The following is a 17,998-nucleotide window of genomic DNA, read 5'->3' as shown; positions in this document are numbered from 1 at the left end:
GCGCCGTCACAGGTCGCGGCGGTCCACGACGACCAGCGTCAGGACCACCGCGGCCAGCGGCCAGACGGCCAGCACCAGCCAGGCCCCGCCGGGGGTCGTCGGGTACGAGAGGTGGGCCTGGAAGCCCGCGTCGATGGACTCGATGCTGTGCAGGCGGCGCCAGGCGTCGTGCAGCATCGCGTGCTTGAAGACGGCCGACCAGTACCGGTTCTCGGTGAAGAACAGCGGCACCAGGAGCAGCAGGGCGATCACCGATCCGGTGGCCGTGGCACTGTGCCGGATCAGGACACCGAGGCTCAGCCCGACCAGCGCGCACGCCGGGGCCAGCACCGCACAGGCCAGCATGCCGCGCAGGATGCCCGGTTCGGTGATCGAGATGCCGACACCGCGGCCGGACAGGATCGCCTGGCTCACCCAGAACGAAGCGCCCGTGGCCAGCACCCCGAAGCCCAGCATGACCACGGTGAGAACCGCCGCCTTGGCCGCCATCAGGGCGCGCCGGGCCGGGACGGCCGCGTAGGTCGTACGGACCATCCCGCTGCCGTACTCCCCGACGACGGCCACGGTGCCGATGGCCCCGGTGAACAGCATCATCACCAGCGCGGAGATGTCCGTGAAGGACGACTCGTACGACCAGCCCGGGATGTACTGGTCCTTGATCGCCTGCGGATAGTGCGGCCAGTTCGTGTAGTCCGCGAAGGCCGCGTTGGCGTTGATCGCGACGACGATCAGCACCCCGAGGCCGGTCGCCCAGCGCAATGAGCGCAGCGACCAGAGCTTGAGCCACTCCGAGGCGAGCAGATCGCGGAAGCGGGCGGCGGGGTCAGCGGTCGGTACGTACGTGAGCGTGGTCATCGGCGGTCTCCGGCAAGGTATTCGACGCTGTCGGCGGTCAGTTCCATGAAGGCGTCCTCCAGGGAGGCGGCCCGGGTGGCCAACTCCCGCAGCAGCACCCGGTGTTCGTGGGCCAGCTCGCCGATACGGTCCGAGCTCAGCCCGGTCACGGTCAGCGTCTCCGCCGCCTCGCGCTCCACGGAAGCGCCCTCCGCGATCAGTACGGTCGCGAGCGGACCGGCGTCGGGGGTGCGCACGGTGACGCTGAGGCGGGTGGAGCGGGCGGCGAAGGCGGTCAGGGGCTCGTCGGCGATCAGTTCGCCGCGGCCGATGACCACGAGGTGGTCGGCGGTGTTCTCCATCTCGGACATGAGGTGGGAGGAGACGAAGACGGTGCGGCCCTCGGCGGCGAGCCGCCGGAAGAGGTGGCGGACCCACAACACCCCTTCCGGATCAAGGCCGTTGAGGGGTTCGTCGAAGAGGAGGACGGGCGGGTCGCCGAGGAGGGCGGTGGCGATGCCGAGCCGCTGCTTCATGCCGAGCGAGTAGCCGCCGATCCGCCGCCGTGCCGCATCCTCCAGGCCCACTTCCGCCAGGACCTCGGTGACCCGGGAGGCCGGGATCCGGTTCGAGCGGGCGAGGACGGTGAGGTGGGCGTGGGCGCTGCGGCCGCCGTGGACGTCGGCGGCGTCGAGGAGCCCTCCGACGTGCCGCAGCCCGCGCGACCGGCCGCGGAAGGCCCGGCCTCCGACGGTCACCGAGCCGCTGGTGGGGTCGTTCAGGCCGAGGATCATGCGCAGGGTCGTGGACTTGCCGGCACCGTTCGGGCCGAGGAACCCGGTGACACGACCGGGGCGCACGGTGAAGGTCAGACCGTTGACCGCGGCGGTGGGCCCGTAGCGCTTCGTCAGTTCGTTGGCTTCAATCACGGGCCCCACGCTGCCGGGAGGCGGCGGCGCGGGGCATCGGCCCGTCGTCGTCAATCACCGCAGGTCGTACCGCCCGCGGGTGTACACCCCTGGTCCGATGCCCGTCCGCGGCCGCGCGATTACGCTCGACGCCATGTCCACGCTGACGGCACCGCCCCGGCTCCCCCTGCACAAGCGCGTCCCGCCCGGCGCGTGGGCCGCCCTGGCCTGGTGCGCGGGGCTCGCGTTCACGTTTCTCGTACGGGTCAGGCTGCCCGGCGAGTCGCAGCCCGGTGAGCAGGCGTCGGCGCAGTTCTTCCGGTGGGAGGGTCTGATGCACACGGCGCTGGGCACCGCCCTGGCGCTGACGGGCAGCGGTCTGCTGCGCCGGCGGCCGCTCGTCGCGCTCGGTCTGCTGATCGCGGCCACCGTCATCTCGACGACGGCGCTGGGCGTCGGCGAGATCCAGCTGCCGCAGTTCCTGGCGGTGGCCGTCGCGCTGTACGCCGTCGCGGTCTCGCTCCCCCAGCGGGTCTCGGCGATCGCGGGCGCCCTGGCCGTCGCCACCCCGGTCGTCCACGGGTTCGTGCGGCTGACGATGGGCTGGCCCATCGGCACGTCCACGCTCGTCGCCGTGGCCCTCACCGCGCTCGTCGCCTGGCTGCTCGGCGACTCCACGCGCCAGGCCCGCGAGCACGCCGTACAGCTGTCCGCCCAGGCGGCGGCGCAGGCGGTCACCGCCGAACGGCTGCGCATCGCACGGGAGATGCACGACATGGTGGCGCACAGCATCGGGATCATCGCCCTCCAGGCGGGGGCGGCGGCGAGGGTCATCGAGACGCAGCCGGGCCGGGCGCGCGACGCCCTGAGCGAGGTGGAGACCGCGGGCCGCGAGACGCTGTCGGGGCTGCGGAGGATGCTGGGCGCGCTGCGGCAGGCGGAGCCCGCCGGGCATGATGCTCCGGCGGAGCTGCATCCGGCGCCGGGCCTGGCGGACCTGGAGGACCTCGCGGCGGCGACGACCGCGGCGGGAGTACGGGTCGAGGTGCTGTGGGAGGGCGAGAGGCGTCAACTCCCGCCGGAGGTCGACCTGTCGGCGTACCGCATCATCCAGGAGTCGATCACCAATGTCGTACGGCACTCGGGCGCGGACTCCTGCCGGGTGACCGTCTCCGGCGGCCCCGGCGAACTGTCCGTCGAGATCGTCGACGACGGGCGGGGCCGCGGCGCCCCCTCCGACCCCGGCTTCGGTCTGGTCGGGATGCGGGAACGGGTCTCGCTGCTGCACGGCGAGTTCTCCGCGGCGCCGCGCCCCGGCGGCGGCTTCCGGGTCGCGGCGAAACTCCCGCTGCCCGCGATGGTGTCGGCGGGCGCCCGATGATCCGCGTCCTGCTGGCCGACGACCAGCCGCTGATCCGCGCCGCCCTGCAGATGGTGATCACGGACGCGCCCGACCTGGAGGTCGCGGGCGAGGCCGGGACGGGAGCGGAGGCGGTCGCGATGGCCGCCGAACTGCGCCCGGACGTCGTGGTGATGGACATCCGGATGCCGGGCATGGACGGCATCGAGGCGACGTCCCGGATCACGGCGGCGGGGGGTTCGTCGCACGTCCTGATGCTGACGACGTTCGACGACGACGAGTACATCTACGGGGCGCTGCGCGCCGGGGCGAGCGGCTTCCTGGTCAAGGACATGGCGCTGGAGGAGATCCTCGGAGCGATCCGGGTGGTGGCCGCGGGCGACGCCCTGATCGCACCGAGCGTCACCCGCCGCCTCATCGCGGAGTTCGCGGACCGCCCCGCTCCTGCCCCCGCCCCGGACCGCCGGGTCCTGGAGGGGGTCACGGAACGGGAGGGGGAAGTACTGACGCTGGTCGGGCGGGGGCTGTCGAATCCGGAGATCGCGGCGGAGATGTTCATCAGCGTGGCCACGGTCAAGACGTACGTGACGAGGCTGCTCGCCAAGCTGAACGCACGCGACCGGGTCCAACTCGTCATCCTGGCCTACGAGTTGGACCTGGTCACGCGCTCCTGACGCAGCCCCTCACTCCGTCCGCAGCGCGTTCGCCGTCCCCGTCCTGGCCGCCCAGCCCGCCGGGAGCAGTGCGCCCGCCGCCGCGATGACCAGACCGCCGATCGCGAGCAGGGCCAGCATCGGGGGGTCGTAGACGTCGATGTCCGCGGCCGGGATGTTCGTGCCCACTCCGTGGCCCATCATCGGCGTGATCCAGCCGTGCACCGCCATGCCGATCGGGACCCCGACGATCCCCGCGAGCAGCCCGGTCACGGAGACCGAGGTGAGGACCATGGCCACCGTCTGGCGCGGGGACATGCCCAGCGCCTTGAAGACGCCCAGGTCGTGGACGCGTTCGCGGGTGTCGAGCACCACCGTGTTCAGTACGCCCAGGACGGCGACCGCGACCAGGAGCAGGGTGAGCGTCGCGATCAGCGCCTCCATGATCAGGATCACGCTCGACGAGTTGTCGAAGGTCGAGGCGGTGGTCGCCGCCTCCGAACCCGAGCCCTTCAGCGCGGTGTTGAGCGCGGAGACGTACGAGTCGGCATTGGCTCCGGAGGTCAGGTCGATGTTGAACTGGCTTGCCTTCAGGCCGGGTTGGAGGGCCGTGAGCGATGCGGTCTCGGTCCGTACCGTCATCCCGTCCTCCGTCAGGTCGAAGGCCTCGCCGACGATACGGAGCCGGACGCTGTGCCCGTGATCGGTCAGCGTGACGCTGTCGCCGATCTTCGTCCCCGTCGCATGCAGGAACCGGGTCGGGGCGACGGCCTCTCCGGGAGCGGTGAACCAGCGCCCCTTGGTCATCCGGTACGCGCCCCACGAGGAGTCGCCCTGGTAGGCGGTGACCGGGACGGCGCTGGTGATGCCCGCCACATGCACCTCGAGTTCGGTGGTGCCGAAGTACGCCCGGGTGCCCTTCTGCGCGTCGATCGCGGCAGCCGCCGCGGCCGGGTCGGCGAGCGCGGGCCTTCCGTTGCCGGGCGCGGGACCGGGCCCGCCCTGCGGCTGCGCATCGGGGGCGGGTTGCACCACGACCGATCCGACGCCCTGCCTGTCGCGGTCCTTCTGGATGGCGGTGAGCGAGAAGTTCAGGCCCACCGCGAAGGTGACCGCGACCGCGCCGAAGACCACCGCGACCGCCACCGTCGCCGTACGGGAAGGACGCGCGAAGGGGTGGGCGAGGCCCAGGCTCAGCGCGCGCGGCAGCGGCAGCCGGCCGACCAGGTTCTGGATGCGGCGACCGCGCCCCACGCGCGGGGTGCGCCCGACGGTGATCACCTGCGCGGTACGCAGCCGGCCCGCCCGCAGCGCGGGCACCAGGGCGGTGGCGGTGACCAGGGCGAGGGCCCCGGCGGGCACCACGAAGTCGACCCAGAGGGGGATGAGCAGCGTGCCCGTACGGTACGCGCCCGCGACCTCGCCCATCATCGGGACGGCGAGCAGGTTCCCGCAGACGATGCCGAGACCGGTGCCGGCCAGGGCGGGGATGAGCGCCTGGCCGACGTACGCCCGCACCACCTGGAGCGGGGTGAAACCCAGGGACTTGAGGATGCCGATACGCCGGGTCCCCGCGACGACCGCGCCGCTGACGACCAGCGAAATGATCAGGACGGAGAGAAGCAGTCCGAGGACGGCGAAGGCCACGACGAAGGGCACGAAGGCCCCGGTGTTGCTGTCCGCCCGCTCCTTGACCGAGAGGTACGACTGCGAGCCGGTCAGCGCCCCCGACGGCGCGGTGGCGGCGATCGCGGTGCGGTCCGCGGCGAGCTGGGCGGTGGTGTCGGCGGAGGTGAAGCGGTACAGCATCTGGTACGAGACCGGCGCCGACTTCCCTGTGAGCGTGGCGAGTTGGGCCGGCGTGACCCAGCCGTCCGCGCTCTGACCCGCCGAGGTGGCGACGCCCACCAGCTTCAGCGACGGGTCGCCGGACACCCCGGTGACCTTGATCTGCGCACCGATCTTCGCCTCCGGCGGCACGATGTCCGCGCTGAGCACGATCTCGCCGGGCCCGGTCACCCACCTCCCCCTGTCGAGGCTGACCTTGTCGACCGCGCCCCCGGCGCTCGTCCGGCCCGCGACGGTCGCCTGCGGCAGCTGCATGTCGACGTCCGGCGGGCCCCCGGGGCCGAGGTCCAGGTGGACGCGCAGGTTGAGCGGTGCGACGGCGTACGGCCCGGCCGCCGCGGTCACCCCCTTGGCGTGCGCCGTCGCGGCGAGCTGCGCCTGCGTCGCCTTCGACCCGTCGAACTGCGCGGTGAGATGGGCCCCGTGCTGCCTTGCGAAGGCGTGGTCGAAGGGCGCCTGGGACGCGACGACCAGCCCCACGCCGAGGATCGAGAAGGCGACCGCGATGAGGGTGGTCAGCACCAGCACCGTGGTCTGCACACGCCGCCTGCCGACGCCCGAGCGGACCACCCTGCCCAGGGCGCTCATCGGGCCACCGCCCGCACGTGGTCACTGACGAGCCGGCCGTCGCGCAGTTCGATGGTGCGGGTCGCGCAGGCCTCGGAGAGCGCCAGGTCGTGGGTGACCAGGACGATCGTCTGGCCGTCCGCGTTGAGTTCGGTGAGCAGGCGGCGTACGTCGTCGCCGGACGCGGTGTCGAGGGCGCCGGTCGGTTCATCGGCCAGAAGAAGCGACGGCCGGTTCATCAACGCCCGTGCCACGGCGACCCGTTGGCGCTCGCCGCCGGAGAGACGGCCGGGGTAGGCGCGGGCGTGCCGGCCGATGCCGAGGTACTCCAGGAGCTCGTGCGCGCGGGCGCGGGACTCGCTGCGGCCCATCCCCGCGAGCTGGGCGGGGAGCAGGACGTTGTCGGCGACGGTGAGGTCGTCGAGGAGGTTGAAGAACTGGAAGACCATCCCGATGCGCTCGCGCCGGTACTTCGCCGATGCGGCCTCCCCGAGCCGGTCGACGCGCACCCCGCCGACGGTGACGCTGCCCTCGGTCGGCCGGTCGAGTCCGGCGACGAGGTTGAGCAGGGTGGACTTGCCGCTGCCGGAGGGCCCGAGGACGGCGAGGGCCTCTCCGCTGCGGACGGTGAGGTCGAGCGCGTCCAGGGCGGGCGGCCCGCTGTCGTACTTCTTGCTCGCCGCGCGGATCTCGATCAGCTCTTCGGCCATGACGGGCCTTTCGCATGCGGGCACACCGCACCAACAGGAGCGCTGTGCAAGGGATTTGAGCCTCAGACGCTAGGCCCGCGACCACGTCCGCCGCGTCGGCCGCACTGCCCCCTTTCCGTACACCGCAAGGGCGACCGGGGTGGCGCGTCATCCCTGAGATGTACGCGGTCGAAGTACGGCCGTGGGCTGCGAGAGGGATGTATTCGGCACCCGCCCGCGGTCACACTGGGCCGGTGAACGGGAACGACACCACTCGCCGGCGCCTCTCCGGAGCCCTCGCCCTGGCCCGCGCCGTCAGGGCGCTGACCCAGACCGCGGGCCCCCTGCGTCCGACGGGAGGGCTGTCGTCGCGCTGGGCCTGGATCGCCGACACGATCCTCGCCCTGGTCCTCGCCACCTTCGCGACCGCGAGCCTCGCCCTGACCAACCAGGACGTCAACGCGGACGCCCGCCACGTCGTGCTGCCGCTGGGCGTGGAGCCGGGTCCTGCACCGCCGGACCCGCCCGAGGTGCCCGGACCGAACGAACCGGCCGCGCAGGACAGCTTCATGCACGGCTACAGCGCGGACCACCCCTGGCAGCTGGTGGCGGCAGCCCTGACCGCGCTGCCCCTGCTCCTGCGCCGCCGGCGCCCGCTGACCGCCTTCTGGTGCGTCATCGGCGCGACGCTGGCGATCCGTATCGGCTCCGCCAACGACGGCACGACCCTGTTCGCCTTCACCTCGTGCGTGATCGCGGGCTACAGCGCCATGATGTACAGCCCCTACCGCCATGCCACGGTCGTCAGCCTGGTGACGGGGATCGTGCTCTTCGCGGTCCTCCGCAACGGGGAGATGCCGGACCTCGCCACCGGCTATCTGCCGTTCCTCCTCCTGCTCTCGGCAGGGCTCACGGCCGAGGCGATGCACACCTGGCGGCAGCGGACCCGAACCCTCCAGGAGGAGCACGCGGCCGCGACGCGGCTGGCGGTCGAGCGCGAACGCGCCCGTATCGCAAGGGAGTTGCACGATGTGGTCACCCACAACGTGAGCGTGATGGTGATCCAGGCGGGCGCGGCCCGCAAGGTGATGGACGCCTCGCCCGACCAGGCGAGGGACGCGCTGCTCGCCGTGGAGACGGGCGGCCGTACGGCCATGTCCGAACTGCGGCACGTCATGGGGCTGCTGACGATGAACGACGAGTCCGCGGAGGCGCCCCTCACCACGGACCTGGCCCCGCAGCCGGGCCTCGGCCGGCTCGCGGCGCTGGCCGACGGGGTGCGGGACACGGGGGTGCCGGTCGGGCTGACGGTGACGGGAACACCCGTACCGCTGTCGGCGGGGGTGGACCTGGCGGCGTACCGCGTGGTCCAGGAAGCGCTGACCAACGCGGTGAAACACGCGTCGGGCGCCCGGATACAGATCGACGTCGCGCATGAGCCGGGGCTGCTCCGTATCGAGGTGACGGACACCGGCGGCGCGCCCACGGCGGCGGCCCGCGCGGGCAACGGACGGGGCCTGATCGGCCTGCGCGAACGCCTCGCCGTCTACGGTGGCACCCTCCGGACGGGCGCCCGTCCGACGGGCGGGTACCGGGTGCACGCCGAGATACCCCTGGAGAATCCGTGACCGACACCGACACCGCATCGCCCCCGCGCCCCCGCGTCGTCATAGCCGACGACCAGTCCCTGGTCCGCACCGGCTTCCGCATGATCCTCGCGGCGGACGGCATCGACGTCGTGGGCGAGGCGGCGGACGGCGTCCAGGCGGTCGAAGCGGTCCGCGCCACGCGCCCCGACGTCGTCCTGATGGACATCCGGATGCCCGAGCTCGACGGCCTGGAGGCCACGCGCCGCATCCTCACCGGGGGTCCGGACGAGCCGCGCGTGATCATGCTGACCACCTTCGACCTGGACCAGTACGTGTACGCGGCCCTCGCGGCGGGCGCCAGCGGCTTCCTCCTCAAGGACGTCACGCCCGAGCATCTGACGGCGGCGGTACGTCTCGTACGCACCGGGGACGCCCTCCTCTCCCCCGCCATCACCCACCGCCTGGTCGAGCGCTTCGCCGCCCGCGACGACCGTTCCGCGACCCTGCACCGCGAACTCTCCACGCTCACGCCCCGCGAGCTGGAGGTCCTCACGCTGCTGGCCACGGGCCTGAGCAACGCGGAACTGGCGGCCCGCTTCCACCTGAGCGAGACGACGGTGAAGACGCATGTGGCGCGCATCCTCGCCAAGCTGAACCTGCGCGACCGGACGCAGGCGGTGATCGTCGCGTACGAGACGGGGCTGATCACGCCGGGCATTCGCCAGGAACCTTGACCTTGAGCACACTCCAACTCCTACGGTTTCCCCATGACCACGAACGAGAACAACGCTTCCCGCGACTCCCGCGACGACCGCTTCGACCGCGGCATGGAGATGCTGACCAAGGTGGTCGGTGAGGGCGGACAGCGCGTCGTCGACTCCCTGGCCGACATCTCGCCGGAGATGGGCCACCAGATCGTCGCCTGGGGCTTCGGCGAGATCTACTCGCGCCCCGGACTGCCGCCGCGCGACCGCCAGTTGGTCACCCTGGGCATGCTCACGGCTCTGGGAGGCTGCGAGCCGCAGCTCGAAGTCCACATCAGGGCGGCCCTGAACGTCGGGCTCACTCCGGTGGAGATCTCGGAGGCGCTCCTGCACTCGGTGGCGTACTGCGGGATGCCCAAGGCGCTCAACGCCACGGCCGTGGCGAAGAAGGTCTTCGACGAGCTGGGTCTGCTGCCGGTGGCTTGACCCTGACGTGCGGGTCAGGGGTTAGCGTCACCGCCCCGACACCGCACCAGGAGGCCGCACATGACCACAGCCCTGCCCACCACCAGCCGCGGGATCAGGCTCCTCGCCGCCCCCGGGGGCCTGCCGCGCCCGGAGCACTTCACGGTCACGGAGGAGCCTCTGCCGGCGCCAGGACCGGGTCAACTCCTGGTCCGCAACGACCAGTTCCTCATCTTCCCCGGTCTGCGGACGCTGATCGGCGGCAAGGCGGAGGGCGTACCGCTGCCGCCGGTGCACCCCGGTGACGCGATGTTCGGCCCTGCGGTCGGGGAGGTGGTGGCCGCCGGGGAGGACACTGCGCTGCACCCGGGCGACCAGGTGATGCACCTGCTGGGCTGGCGGGAGTACGCCGTGGTGGAGGCCGCCGCATGCGCCCCGCTGGGCGAGCGCCTGCCTGCGCCGGTAGACCACTTCGCACAGGGCTCGTCGGCGTACGGAGCACTGACGCGCCTGGCCGAACTCCGCCCGGGAGACACGGTGTTGGTCACGGGCGCGGCGGGCGCGGTGGGCACCCTGGCGGGCCAGATCGCCCGCCTCCTGGGGGCGGCCCGCGTGATCGGCACCACAGGATCCCCGTCCAAAGCGGAACGTCTGCGCAAGGAGCTCGGCTACGACGAGGTGATCCTGCGCGGCACGCCCACCCCGATCGCCGAGCAGCTCGCACAGGCGGCACCGGACGGCATCGACGTCACGCTGGACCTGGTGGGCGGCGAGCAGCTGACCGCAGCGGTGAACGCCTCGCGCCAGGGCGCGCGGATCGCTCTGGTCGGGGCACTCTCCGGCCAGTTCGCCGCGACGGGGAACGGCGGCACGTCGCCGGCGGAGTTCGACACGTTCCGCGTCGTCAACCAGGGGATTACGATCCGCGGTTACCGGGGTGCGGACCACGCGGACGTGGCGGAGGAGTGGCAGGAACGCTTCGGCGAGTGGCTGCGGGCAGGGGCGATCACCTTCCCGTACACACGGATCGCGGGCATGGATCGCGCGCCCGAGGCGTTGCAGGGGATGTTCCATGGAGAGCACTTCGGCGCCGTGGTGGTGGACCTGCGGCCCTGACACGGAGAGGGACGCCCCATGCGGATCGGCGACGCGGCGGCAGCCGCAGGAACCACCCCCAGGGCCCTGCGCTTCTACGAACAGCGCGGCCTGCTGCCGCCGCCCCGCCGCACGGCATCGGGCCAACGCGAATACGGCGAACCGGAGTTGAGTCGCCTGCGCGTGATCCGCGAACTCCTGGCGCTCGGCTTCACGGTCCAGGACCTGCACGACGTGGCCGACCGCCTGGACGAACTGTCCCCCGGCGCCGCACCCCGGTGCAGCCCCGGGGGCATGGTGGACCGCCGCCTGACGGCCCTGGACAAGGAGATCGGCCGCCTGACGGAACTGCGCGAGAACTTGGCGCAGAAGGCGTACGGCACAACCTGACCAGTCCCATTCAAGCCCCTCCGGCGATTGAGGAGCGGGGGTCCGGGGGCGGAGCCCCCGAATCGGGGGCGCAGGGGGCGAAGCCCCCGCCCACCGGGGCCCGGGGTCTGGGGCGGGAGCCCCAGTTTCGGGAAGGGGCGGGGTGGGGGAATCCCAGCCCACACACGCCAACCCACCCCCGGGCAGCGGCGCAGCCGCGAGCCCACACACGCCCACCCACCCGCACCCGCCAACGACGCCCAACCACCCACCAGTTCACCCGCACCTTCCCCCACGACCCGCACGGGTGGTGCGGGTGGGAACCCCGACCGGCCGCCAGGCCGGTCGCACCCAAAACCAACCCGCACCCACCCATGGCACCCAACCACCCACCCCCGAAAACCCACCCGCACCACACCCCCGCACTCCCTACTGCGGCCCCCATTCCGCAAGTACCCTCCGCCCATGGGAGCCCCGGCCGCCAAGGCCGAACACCACCCCGACGACGAACCCACGGCACCGGCACCACCCCCGGGCCCGGGCCCGCCCCAGGTCGCCCCCTTCGCGCTCGCCCCCGTCTCCGCGATCGCCGCAGCCCTCGCCGCCGTTCTGACCGCGTACTCCCCCCGCTACGGCTTCCACCGCGACGAGCTGTACTTCATCGCCGCCGGCCACCACCCCGCCTGGGGCTACTCCGACCAGCCCCCGCTCACCCCGCTCATCGCCCGCGCCTCCACCGCGCTCTTCGGCGAGAGCCCCGCCGGCCTCCGCGTCGCAGCAACCCTGTTCGTAGCCGCAGCAGTCATCACCGTCGCCGCCATCGCCCGCGAACTCCACGGCGGCCGCCCCGCCCAGATCCTCGCCGCGCTCACAGCAGCGACATCAGGATTCGTCGTAGGCATCGGACACCTCCTCTCCACCGCCACCCTCGACCTCCTGGCCTGGCTGGTGGTCACCCTCCTCGTCCTGCGCCTCCTCCGCACAGGCAACCCCCGCTGGTGGATACCGATCGGCGCAACAACAGGCCTGACCCTGGAGAACAAGTACCTGGTCGTCCTCCTCTTCGCCGCGCTCCTCCCCTCCCTGGCCACCCTCGGCCCCCGCCGCGTCCTCCGCTCCCCGCACCTCCTCACAGCCATCGCACTCGCCCTGGCCATAGCCGCCCCCAACGTCATCTGGCAGGCGACACACGACTGGCCTCAACTCCACGTCGCGGGCGGCATCAACAGGGAGGACGGCATAGAGAACCGCACGCTCTTCATAGGCGAGCAGCTCCTCTACCTCTCCCCCCTCTACGTCCCGATCTGGATAGCCGGCTGGCTCCGCCTCCGCCGCACCCCGTCCCTCCGCTGGGCCAGGTCGATCACCGTCGCGTACCCCCTCCTCTGCCTCCTCGTGATCGCCACGGGCGGCAAGGCGTACTACGCGATCCCGCTCCTCCTGGTCCTCCTGGCAGCAGGCTGCGAACCGGCGGTCCGCTGGGCACGCCGCCGCCTCCTGATCACAGCCGTAACACTCACAGCAGCAGTCACAGCGGTGCTCTCCCTCCCCCTGCTCCCCACGAGCGCGATAGCAATCCCCCAGGCGGTCAACCCGGAGGTGGCGGAGGAGGTCGGCTGGCCCCAACTGACGGACGCAGTGGCACGCGCCTGGTCCCGGATCCCGCCCCCCGACCGCCCCCGAGCCGTGATCCTCGCCCAGAACTACGGCCAGGCAGGCGCCCTCGCCCACTACGGCCCCTCCCGCAAGCTCCCCACCGCGTACTCGGGCCATATGAGCTTCGCGGACTGGGGCCCGCCCCCGAATGAAGCCAACGGCCCGGTGATCCTGATCCTCCAGCGCGGATCGAAGGGTTACGAGGCCGACTTCACCGGGTGCCGTCAGGCCACCCGCGTGGACAACGGCCAGGGCGTCGACAACGAGGAACAGGACGCCGCGATCATGCTCTGCACGGGCACGGCACGCCCCTGGTCCTCACTCTGGCCCCACGTCCGCCACCTCTACTGAAATCCCTTGACCTCAACCGAACTTGAGGCCGAACACTCACACCCATGACAACAATCAAGGCAGCCCAGGTAAGAGAATTCGGCGCCCCGGAGGTCCTGCGCACCACGGACATCCCCGCCCCGACCCCGGGCCCCGGCGAGGTCCTCATCCAGGTCTCCCACATCGACACGCTCTTCGTGGAGACGCAGATCCGCGCGGGCTGGGGCCGCGACTACTTCGACGAGCAGCCCCCGTACATCCCCGGAGGCGCCGCCTCCGGCACGGTCATCGCCACGGGCCCGGACACGGACCCGTCGTGGAAGGGCCGCAGGGTGGTGGCGGGCCCGGGAATCAAGGGCGCGTACGCGGAACAGATCACAGCAAGCACAGCCCAACTGACCCCCATCCCCGCCAACGTAAACCTCCTGGACGCAGCAGCCCTGGCCACGGACGGCGTCACGGCGAACGGCATCGCGGAAACGACCCGTATCGAGAAGGGCGACCGCGTCCTGATCCTGGGCGCGGCCGGCGGCATGGGCACGCTGCTGGTCCAGATGGCACACGCGGCGGGCGCGTACGTGGTGGGTGCGGCCAGGGGCGCCGAAAAGCTGGCCCTGATCACCCACCTGGGAGCGGACGCGGCGGTCGACTACGCCACACCCACCTGGCTCACCGAGGCCCGCAAGGCGCTGGGCGCGGACGGCGCAACGGTGATCCTGGACGGCGTAGGAGGCGAACTGGGCCTCCAGGCCTTCACCTTGGCGGCAGACGGCGCCCGAATCTCCGCCCACGGAGCACCGAGCGGCGGCTTCGCCCCCCTGGACCCAGCGGAAGCAGAACGCCGCAACATCACCGTGCGAGGCATCGCAGAGCTCCAGTTCGCCACAGAGGACAGGACTCGCCTGGTCACCCGCACCCTGGCCCAGGCAGCCGCAGGCGAACTCCACCCCACGATCGCCAGGACCTACCCCCTGGAACACGCAGCGGAGGCCCACAAGGCGATCGAGGCACGCGCCCTCGCAGGCAAAGCGATCCTCACGGTCGCCTAACTATCAGCGTCCCCGAAGTCCATGTCCCGCCCCAACTGCTCCCAGTACGAGTCGAAGAACCGCTGCGCGGCCTCCACCTTGAAGGCCTGATCCCGCCGGCTGTACGGAAAGAGCTCGGCCCCAAGACCGATGGAGTCGACGATGGCCCCTCCCGCACCCTCGGCAGGTGCGGGAGTCCACTCGCCCAGGGTGTAGTACCCCTCCAACAGCTGCTCCCCGTTGAGGAGATAGAGCTTCAACGTAGGAGTGAGCGGAACGGTCCTGATCTCAGCACCAACCTCATCCACCAACCCCCGACGCTGCAGGTCCGACAACAACTCTCGCAACGACCGCGCGTGCGACAGCACCATGTCCCGGTGCCGCTTCCGCGGCCGGTCGTCATCGGAATCCCCCACAGCCCGCGGGAACGCAAGCCGCATCCCCGTCACATCGGGCACCATCAGCCGCAGTCGAATGGACCGCGGGGAGATCTCCCCACCGGCGATGCGCTTGGCCTGCGCCCCCAGATGCATGTCGAGCGTCTCGGAGGTAAGAGACAGCACATCGAGCACCACGGCATCCGCCTCGAAGGCGGTATGCATGTAATGCCCCAGACTCACGAGCGCGGACTCCCCCCGCGTAGGCCTCCGCGCACCGACCGACTCATGACCCACCACAGCGCCACCCCCAGGCTCATGCAGTCAACATGTCACCTTTGTACGGTACTTGGTCTCACACCGCCGGTATATGACTCCATGCGGGTCGGGCAGCGAGCCGCCACTCACCATCCAGGTCCCTCACCCACCGGTCCACCACCGCCACCTGTGCGGGAACCTTCTTCGACCACACGAACAAGTCCGTGTTGTAGCCCTTGGGGTCATACATGTCCTGCCCCTGGTGGGCATATCGCGCCGAAATGTCGTAGCGGCCGTGCAGGACCAACTCCTCGTTGAAGATGCAAATCTTCTCGCGCGGCAGTCCTTGGTACTGCCGGTACTCGCAGCGCGCTGCCACCCGGCCCAGAGCGTCGAGTTGGCGCGACAAGTCGCTGAACTGCTGGTCGTAGTCTTCGCATCTGCCGTCGACCCGGCGCCGGAACTCCGGATCGTCCACCGACACACCGGTCGCCCCCACCCGGCCGGGTACCGACATGGGCAGTGAGAAGTCCGGGACCATCATCCGGATCGTGACCTTGCGTGTACGCCCCGGGTCCTCCATGAGCAGCTCCAGTTGATGGTGCAGCTCGCTGAACAGGGTCTCCCCGGTATATCCGAAGAAGGAGACCGTGACCTCGCGTGCGGCGAAGGCACGGCGGACGTGTTCACGCAGGCTGTGTGAGCCGACGAGCGTCTGCTCCGGCATCACCTCCGGCGCATTGGACAACTCCTGAACCGCGTCGTAGAGCACGTAGCCGACCAGACTGAGCAACGCACCACCGAGGGCCGCCTTGCCCTGCAGTGCGTCTCCCAGTGGCTTGACGAACTGCGCGGTCAGTCCGACGACGAAAATGCCCAGCAGCACCATTCTTGTCACTACGGACTCGGCTCTGCGCTGAAAACTCCTCAGCCGCCCGCGCCGACCGCTTCCCGTCCTGCCGTAGGCCACCTGTCGCCCCCGTCTCGCGCTGTTGGCATGGGAGTTCGACAGCCAGGGGTCAGTACGCTGCCGGACCTTGAACCGTATGGTCACCCTCGGGGAAGGCATGGGCAAGATAGCGATTGGCCACCGGGCTCTCCCGTAATCCCATATTGGCCAGGGCGGTGGAGAGAGTCATCCCGTAAGAATCCATGGCTCGACGCACGTTGGGGGCGTCCAGGCTGGCGCCGGTCACCATCCGGTCCAAGTCCACATAGGCGGAACGGATCGCTTCGATCGAGCGATAGACACGAGCGTCACGGTCCATGTTCGTAACATAGTCCGGTCCGTGACGATCCATCAGACGGCGCCATCGGTGCAGCATGCGCTTACGGATCTCGGCTTCGTTCGGCGTGAGATGAAAGTGCCTGATCAGGTCATAGAGAGGGTCGCCAATCAGCGCCATCTCCCAATCGATGAGGATCAGTTGACCCGCAGTTTCGCCCCTGACCAGATTCCAGGGGTTGAGATCACCGTGCAGCAGTACAGGCGGGCGCGCGGTCACATTCCAACTCGCCAGAACCTCACCCAGCCTGTCGGCCAGGGGAAGACCCAGCGCACTGGCCAGTTGAGAGGACTCCCTCGGAAGATCGCGCACCAGATCAACCAGAGTGGAACTGAGTCGGCCGTAGAAGTTGCCAGAGAGTTCCGGCACCATCAGCCCCGTGGTGTCCAGGCCGGCGAGCGCAGCCAGTTGATCCACCAGGTCATCCGCCTCCAGAGGCCCCAGACCGTCCACTGGATGGCGGGGAGGTCCCTCTGGATCACGTGGACCCACATAGGTGTGTACGGCAAAGGGGTCCGAGGGTTCGCTGAGGCCATACGCCAGCAGTCTCGGCGCGCGTACCCCAGGGGCCTTGCCAATGGCCGCCAGGACCCGGTGCTCGTCGAGGAAGCACGGCTCTCTGCGGTGCACCGATTCCATCTTGCGTCGCACCACCACCATGGCACCCGTACTCTCCACGGTGACCACGGTGTTGAGGTTTCCCGTGCCTTTGAACACCCGCGCCGCCGGCGCCGCTCCCTCTGCGCTGAGTGCTTCCCCGACCGCTGCGAGCGGAAATTCGTCATGCTCCGGAACCAGCGGGTCCATCAGCCAGTCCATGACGGGAACAGTCCCTTGCTTACGGTGGTTCCGCCTGGTGCGGGCTTTGTGCCATCGGTGGAGGATCGACTCGATACCCCTGGGATCAGGAATCTTCTGCAGCCGCAACGGATGCTGGGCCCGCCCCAGAGCAAGAGACACCGTTTGGGTTGCCTCCTCCAGGTCAAAGGGCTCGATGTCGTCTCCCAAGGTGCGTGCTGCGCGCATCACGTCCGGGTAGACGGACTGGGCGTATTCGAACTCGAGGTAGCGAGGCAGATCGGCCTCGAGCCCGTTGACCGCTCCTCGCCTGACCTTCTTCATCGCGTCGGCCCAGGCAGCGATCATCTCCTGCCGCTGGTGGCGGGGGTAATGCATCCGCACCAGATGCGTGGCGAGATCGTGCAGAGGGTCTCCGTAACTGGCCAGTTCCCAGTCGATGAAGATGAGCGGCGGTTCCCCTCCGTACGAGAGGATGATGTTGTCCCGGTGCAGATCGGTGTGGAGAAAACTGAACGGCCGGAAGGCCATCGCCGGCACTCGCTCGGCGAAGTCACGCAGAGCGTTCTCCGGAACTCCGAGCGAGGTGAAAAGCCCACCGAACTCGGCCCAGTTGGACTGTCGGACCTGCTCGTCCGTACGGAGTGCCAGGTTCTGGAGAAATCGCCTGCTGTGCCCTTCCCCCGGCCAGGGCTTCGGCAACTTCGGCAGGTGGTCGCGTCTGACCTTCGTCAGCCCGGCCAGGAGCTCGGCAAGCGCCTCGATCAGCCGCCGATCCAGGGGTTTGCCATTGGGGCAGGTACTGGAGAGCGGTACTCCCTCCACATAACTATGCAGCGCGACGCCGTCATGCTTCGCCAGGCATCGGGGTACATGGGGCAGGACAGGATCGATGGCTCGGAGGATCAGCGACTCGTCGGCCCAGGTGCGGAACACCACGGGGAGGGCGTCCCGGATGGGTTCACGCACGATCGCCCGGAGGCTGGGCTGGGGCGTGAACCCAGTGCCTGTGGGAACTTCCAGCTCAATCAGGAAGTTCTGGTTGTGATACCCGCTGGCCTTCGCCCCATGGCTTCGCGCGTTGCGCACAAGATCAGCGAAGCCGGCTGCACCGGACGGGATGGATTTGCACGGTTCGGCCGCTGCGGGACCGCCCACGAGCCACTCCTGGGTATTCGCTCGGG

The 17,998-nt window shown here is 70.4% G+C and carries 16 protein-coding genes; 9 read left to right on the top strand and 7 right to left on the bottom strand.

What is annotated here, in order from left to right; translation table 11 throughout:
• Positions 1-6: 6 nt before the first annotated feature.
• Both OG707_RS21290 and OG707_RS21285 read right to left on the bottom strand, forming a co-directional pair.
• The gene (locus OG707_RS21290; protein ID WP_329120620.1) at positions 7-855 is read right to left on the bottom strand and encodes an ABC transporter permease; all 849 of its coding nucleotides are present in this window, start codon (positions 853-855) and stop codon (positions 7-9) included.
• Entirely contained in the window at positions 852-1,763 is a 912-nt protein-coding gene (locus tag OG707_RS21285) for an ABC transporter ATP-binding protein (protein ID WP_329120618.1), read from the bottom strand. The genes OG707_RS21290 and OG707_RS21285 overlap by 4 nt, the downstream gene beginning before the upstream one ends.
• A 133-nt stretch (positions 1,764-1,896) precedes the next feature.
• Between OG707_RS21285 and OG707_RS21280 the strand changes: the two genes are divergently transcribed.
• Together OG707_RS21280 and OG707_RS21275 are read left to right on the top strand one after the other, a co-directional pair.
• Positions 1,897-3,123, top strand: coding sequence for a sensor histidine kinase (locus tag OG707_RS21280; protein ID WP_329120616.1), 1,227 nt, complete (start codon positions 1,897-1,899; stop codon positions 3,121-3,123).
• Entirely contained in the window at positions 3,120-3,776 is a 657-nt protein-coding gene (locus OG707_RS21275; RefSeq protein WP_329120614.1) for a response regulator transcription factor, read from the top strand. The genes OG707_RS21280 and OG707_RS21275 overlap by 4 nt, the downstream gene beginning before the upstream one ends.
• A gap of 9 nt (positions 3,777-3,785) precedes the next feature.
• Here the strand turns inward: OG707_RS21275 and OG707_RS21270 are convergent, their stop codons facing one another.
• The gene (locus tag OG707_RS21270) at positions 3,786-6,191 is read right to left on the bottom strand and encodes an ABC transporter permease (RefSeq protein ID WP_329120612.1); all 2,406 of its coding nucleotides are present in this window, start codon (positions 6,189-6,191) and stop codon (positions 3,786-3,788) included.
• Positions 6,188-6,880: an ABC transporter ATP-binding protein gene (locus OG707_RS21265; RefSeq protein ID WP_329120611.1), complete on the bottom strand. Its 693-nt coding sequence runs from the start codon at positions 6,878-6,880 to the stop codon at positions 6,188-6,190. Before OG707_RS21265 ends, OG707_RS21270 begins: the two co-directional genes overlap by 4 nt.
• 233 nt (positions 6,881-7,113) lie before the next feature.
• Here OG707_RS21265 and OG707_RS21260 point away from each other — a divergent pair, with 233 nt between their 5' ends.
• From OG707_RS21260 to OG707_RS21230, 7 genes are all read left to right on the top strand, one after another.
• Positions 7,114-8,487, top strand: coding sequence for a sensor histidine kinase (locus OG707_RS21260; protein WP_329120609.1), 1,374 nt, complete (start codon positions 7,114-7,116; stop codon positions 8,485-8,487).
• Positions 8,484-9,182 (top strand): response regulator transcription factor, encoded by a 699-nt coding sequence (locus OG707_RS21255; RefSeq protein WP_329120607.1) that lies wholly within the window; start codon positions 8,484-8,486, stop codon positions 9,180-9,182. The genes OG707_RS21260 and OG707_RS21255 overlap by 4 nt, the downstream gene beginning before the upstream one ends.
• 33 nt (positions 9,183-9,215) lie before the next feature.
• Positions 9,216-9,638: a carboxymuconolactone decarboxylase family protein gene (locus OG707_RS21250; RefSeq protein ID WP_329120605.1), complete on the top strand. Its 423-nt coding sequence runs from the start codon at positions 9,216-9,218 to the stop codon at positions 9,636-9,638.
• A gap of 60 nt (positions 9,639-9,698) precedes the next feature.
• On the top strand, positions 9,699-10,733 hold the full coding sequence (locus tag OG707_RS21245) for an MDR family NADP-dependent oxidoreductase (RefSeq protein WP_329120603.1): 1,035 nt from the start codon (positions 9,699-9,701) through the stop codon (positions 10,731-10,733).
• A gap of 18 nt (positions 10,734-10,751) precedes the next feature.
• Positions 10,752-11,102, top strand: coding sequence for a MerR family transcriptional regulator (locus OG707_RS21240; protein WP_329120601.1), 351 nt, complete (start codon positions 10,752-10,754; stop codon positions 11,100-11,102).
• 444 nt (positions 11,103-11,546) lie between these two features.
• Complete coding sequence (locus OG707_RS21235; protein ID WP_329120599.1) at positions 11,547-13,088, top strand: glycosyltransferase family 39 protein; 1,542 nt, start codon at positions 11,547-11,549, stop codon at positions 13,086-13,088.
• Between the two features lie 44 nt (positions 13,089-13,132).
• Positions 13,133-14,116, top strand: a complete 984-nt coding sequence (locus tag OG707_RS21230) for a zinc-binding dehydrogenase (protein WP_329120597.1) — start codon at positions 13,133-13,135, stop codon at positions 14,114-14,116.
• Here the strand turns inward: OG707_RS21230 and OG707_RS21225 are convergent.
• From OG707_RS21225 to OG707_RS21215, 3 genes are all read right to left on the bottom strand, one after another.
• The gene (locus OG707_RS21225) at positions 14,113-14,697 is read right to left on the bottom strand and encodes a hypothetical protein (protein WP_329120594.1); all 585 of its coding nucleotides are present in this window, start codon (positions 14,695-14,697) and stop codon (positions 14,113-14,115) included. The two genes, OG707_RS21230 and OG707_RS21225, sit on opposite strands and share 4 nt — an antisense overlap.
• 130 nt (positions 14,698-14,827) lie before the next feature.
• Entirely contained in the window at positions 14,828-15,619 is a 792-nt protein-coding gene (locus tag OG707_RS21220; RefSeq protein WP_329120593.1) for a hypothetical protein, read from the bottom strand.
• Positions 15,620-15,749: 130 nt separating this feature from the next.
• Positions 15,750-17,972: an aminoglycoside phosphotransferase family protein gene (locus OG707_RS21215; protein ID WP_329120592.1), complete on the bottom strand. Its 2,223-nt coding sequence runs from the start codon at positions 17,970-17,972 to the stop codon at positions 15,750-15,752.
• Positions 17,973-17,998: the final 26 nt, after the last annotated feature.

The organism is Streptomyces sp. NBC_01465, from assembly GCF_036227325.1.
Taxonomy (GTDB): domain Bacteria; phylum Actinomycetota; class Actinomycetes; order Streptomycetales; family Streptomycetaceae; genus Streptomyces.
This window is presented reverse-complemented; position numbering and strand designations above follow the sequence as displayed.

Excerpts from the sequence above, each read along its gene's own strand:
- OG707_RS21290 (WP_329120620.1), bottom strand. The coding sequence starts at position 855 with ATGACCACGCTCACGTACGTACCGACCGCTGACCCCGCCGCCCGCTTC.
- OG707_RS21280 (WP_329120616.1), top strand. The coding sequence starts at position 1,897 with ATGTCCACGCTGACGGCACCGCCCCGGCTCCCCCTGCACAAGCGCGTC.
- OG707_RS21275 (WP_329120614.1), top strand. The coding sequence starts at position 3,120 with ATGATCCGCGTCCTGCTGGCCGACGACCAGCCGCTGATCCGCGCCGCC.
- OG707_RS21270 (WP_329120612.1), bottom strand. The coding sequence starts at position 6,191 with ATGAGCGCCCTGGGCAGGGTGGTCCGCTCGGGCGTCGGCAGGCGGCGT.
- OG707_RS21265 (WP_329120611.1), bottom strand. The coding sequence starts at position 6,880 with ATGGCCGAAGAGCTGATCGAGATCCGCGCGGCGAGCAAGAAGTACGAC.
- OG707_RS21250 (WP_329120605.1), top strand. The coding sequence starts at position 9,216 with ATGACCACGAACGAGAACAACGCTTCCCGCGACTCCCGCGACGACCGC.
- OG707_RS21245 (WP_329120603.1), top strand. The coding sequence starts at position 9,699 with ATGACCACAGCCCTGCCCACCACCAGCCGCGGGATCAGGCTCCTCGCC.
- OG707_RS21240 (WP_329120601.1), top strand. The coding sequence starts at position 10,752 with ATGCGGATCGGCGACGCGGCGGCAGCCGCAGGAACCACCCCCAGGGCC.
- OG707_RS21235 (WP_329120599.1), top strand. The coding sequence starts at position 11,547 with ATGGGAGCCCCGGCCGCCAAGGCCGAACACCACCCCGACGACGAACCC.
- OG707_RS21230 (WP_329120597.1), top strand. The coding sequence starts at position 13,133 with ATGACAACAATCAAGGCAGCCCAGGTAAGAGAATTCGGCGCCCCGGAG.
- OG707_RS21225 (WP_329120594.1), bottom strand. The coding sequence starts at position 14,697 with ATGCATACCGCCTTCGAGGCGGATGCCGTGGTGCTCGATGTGCTGTCT.
- OG707_RS21220 (WP_329120593.1), bottom strand. The coding sequence starts at position 15,619 with ATGGTGCTGCTGGGCATTTTCGTCGTCGGACTGACCGCGCAGTTCGTC.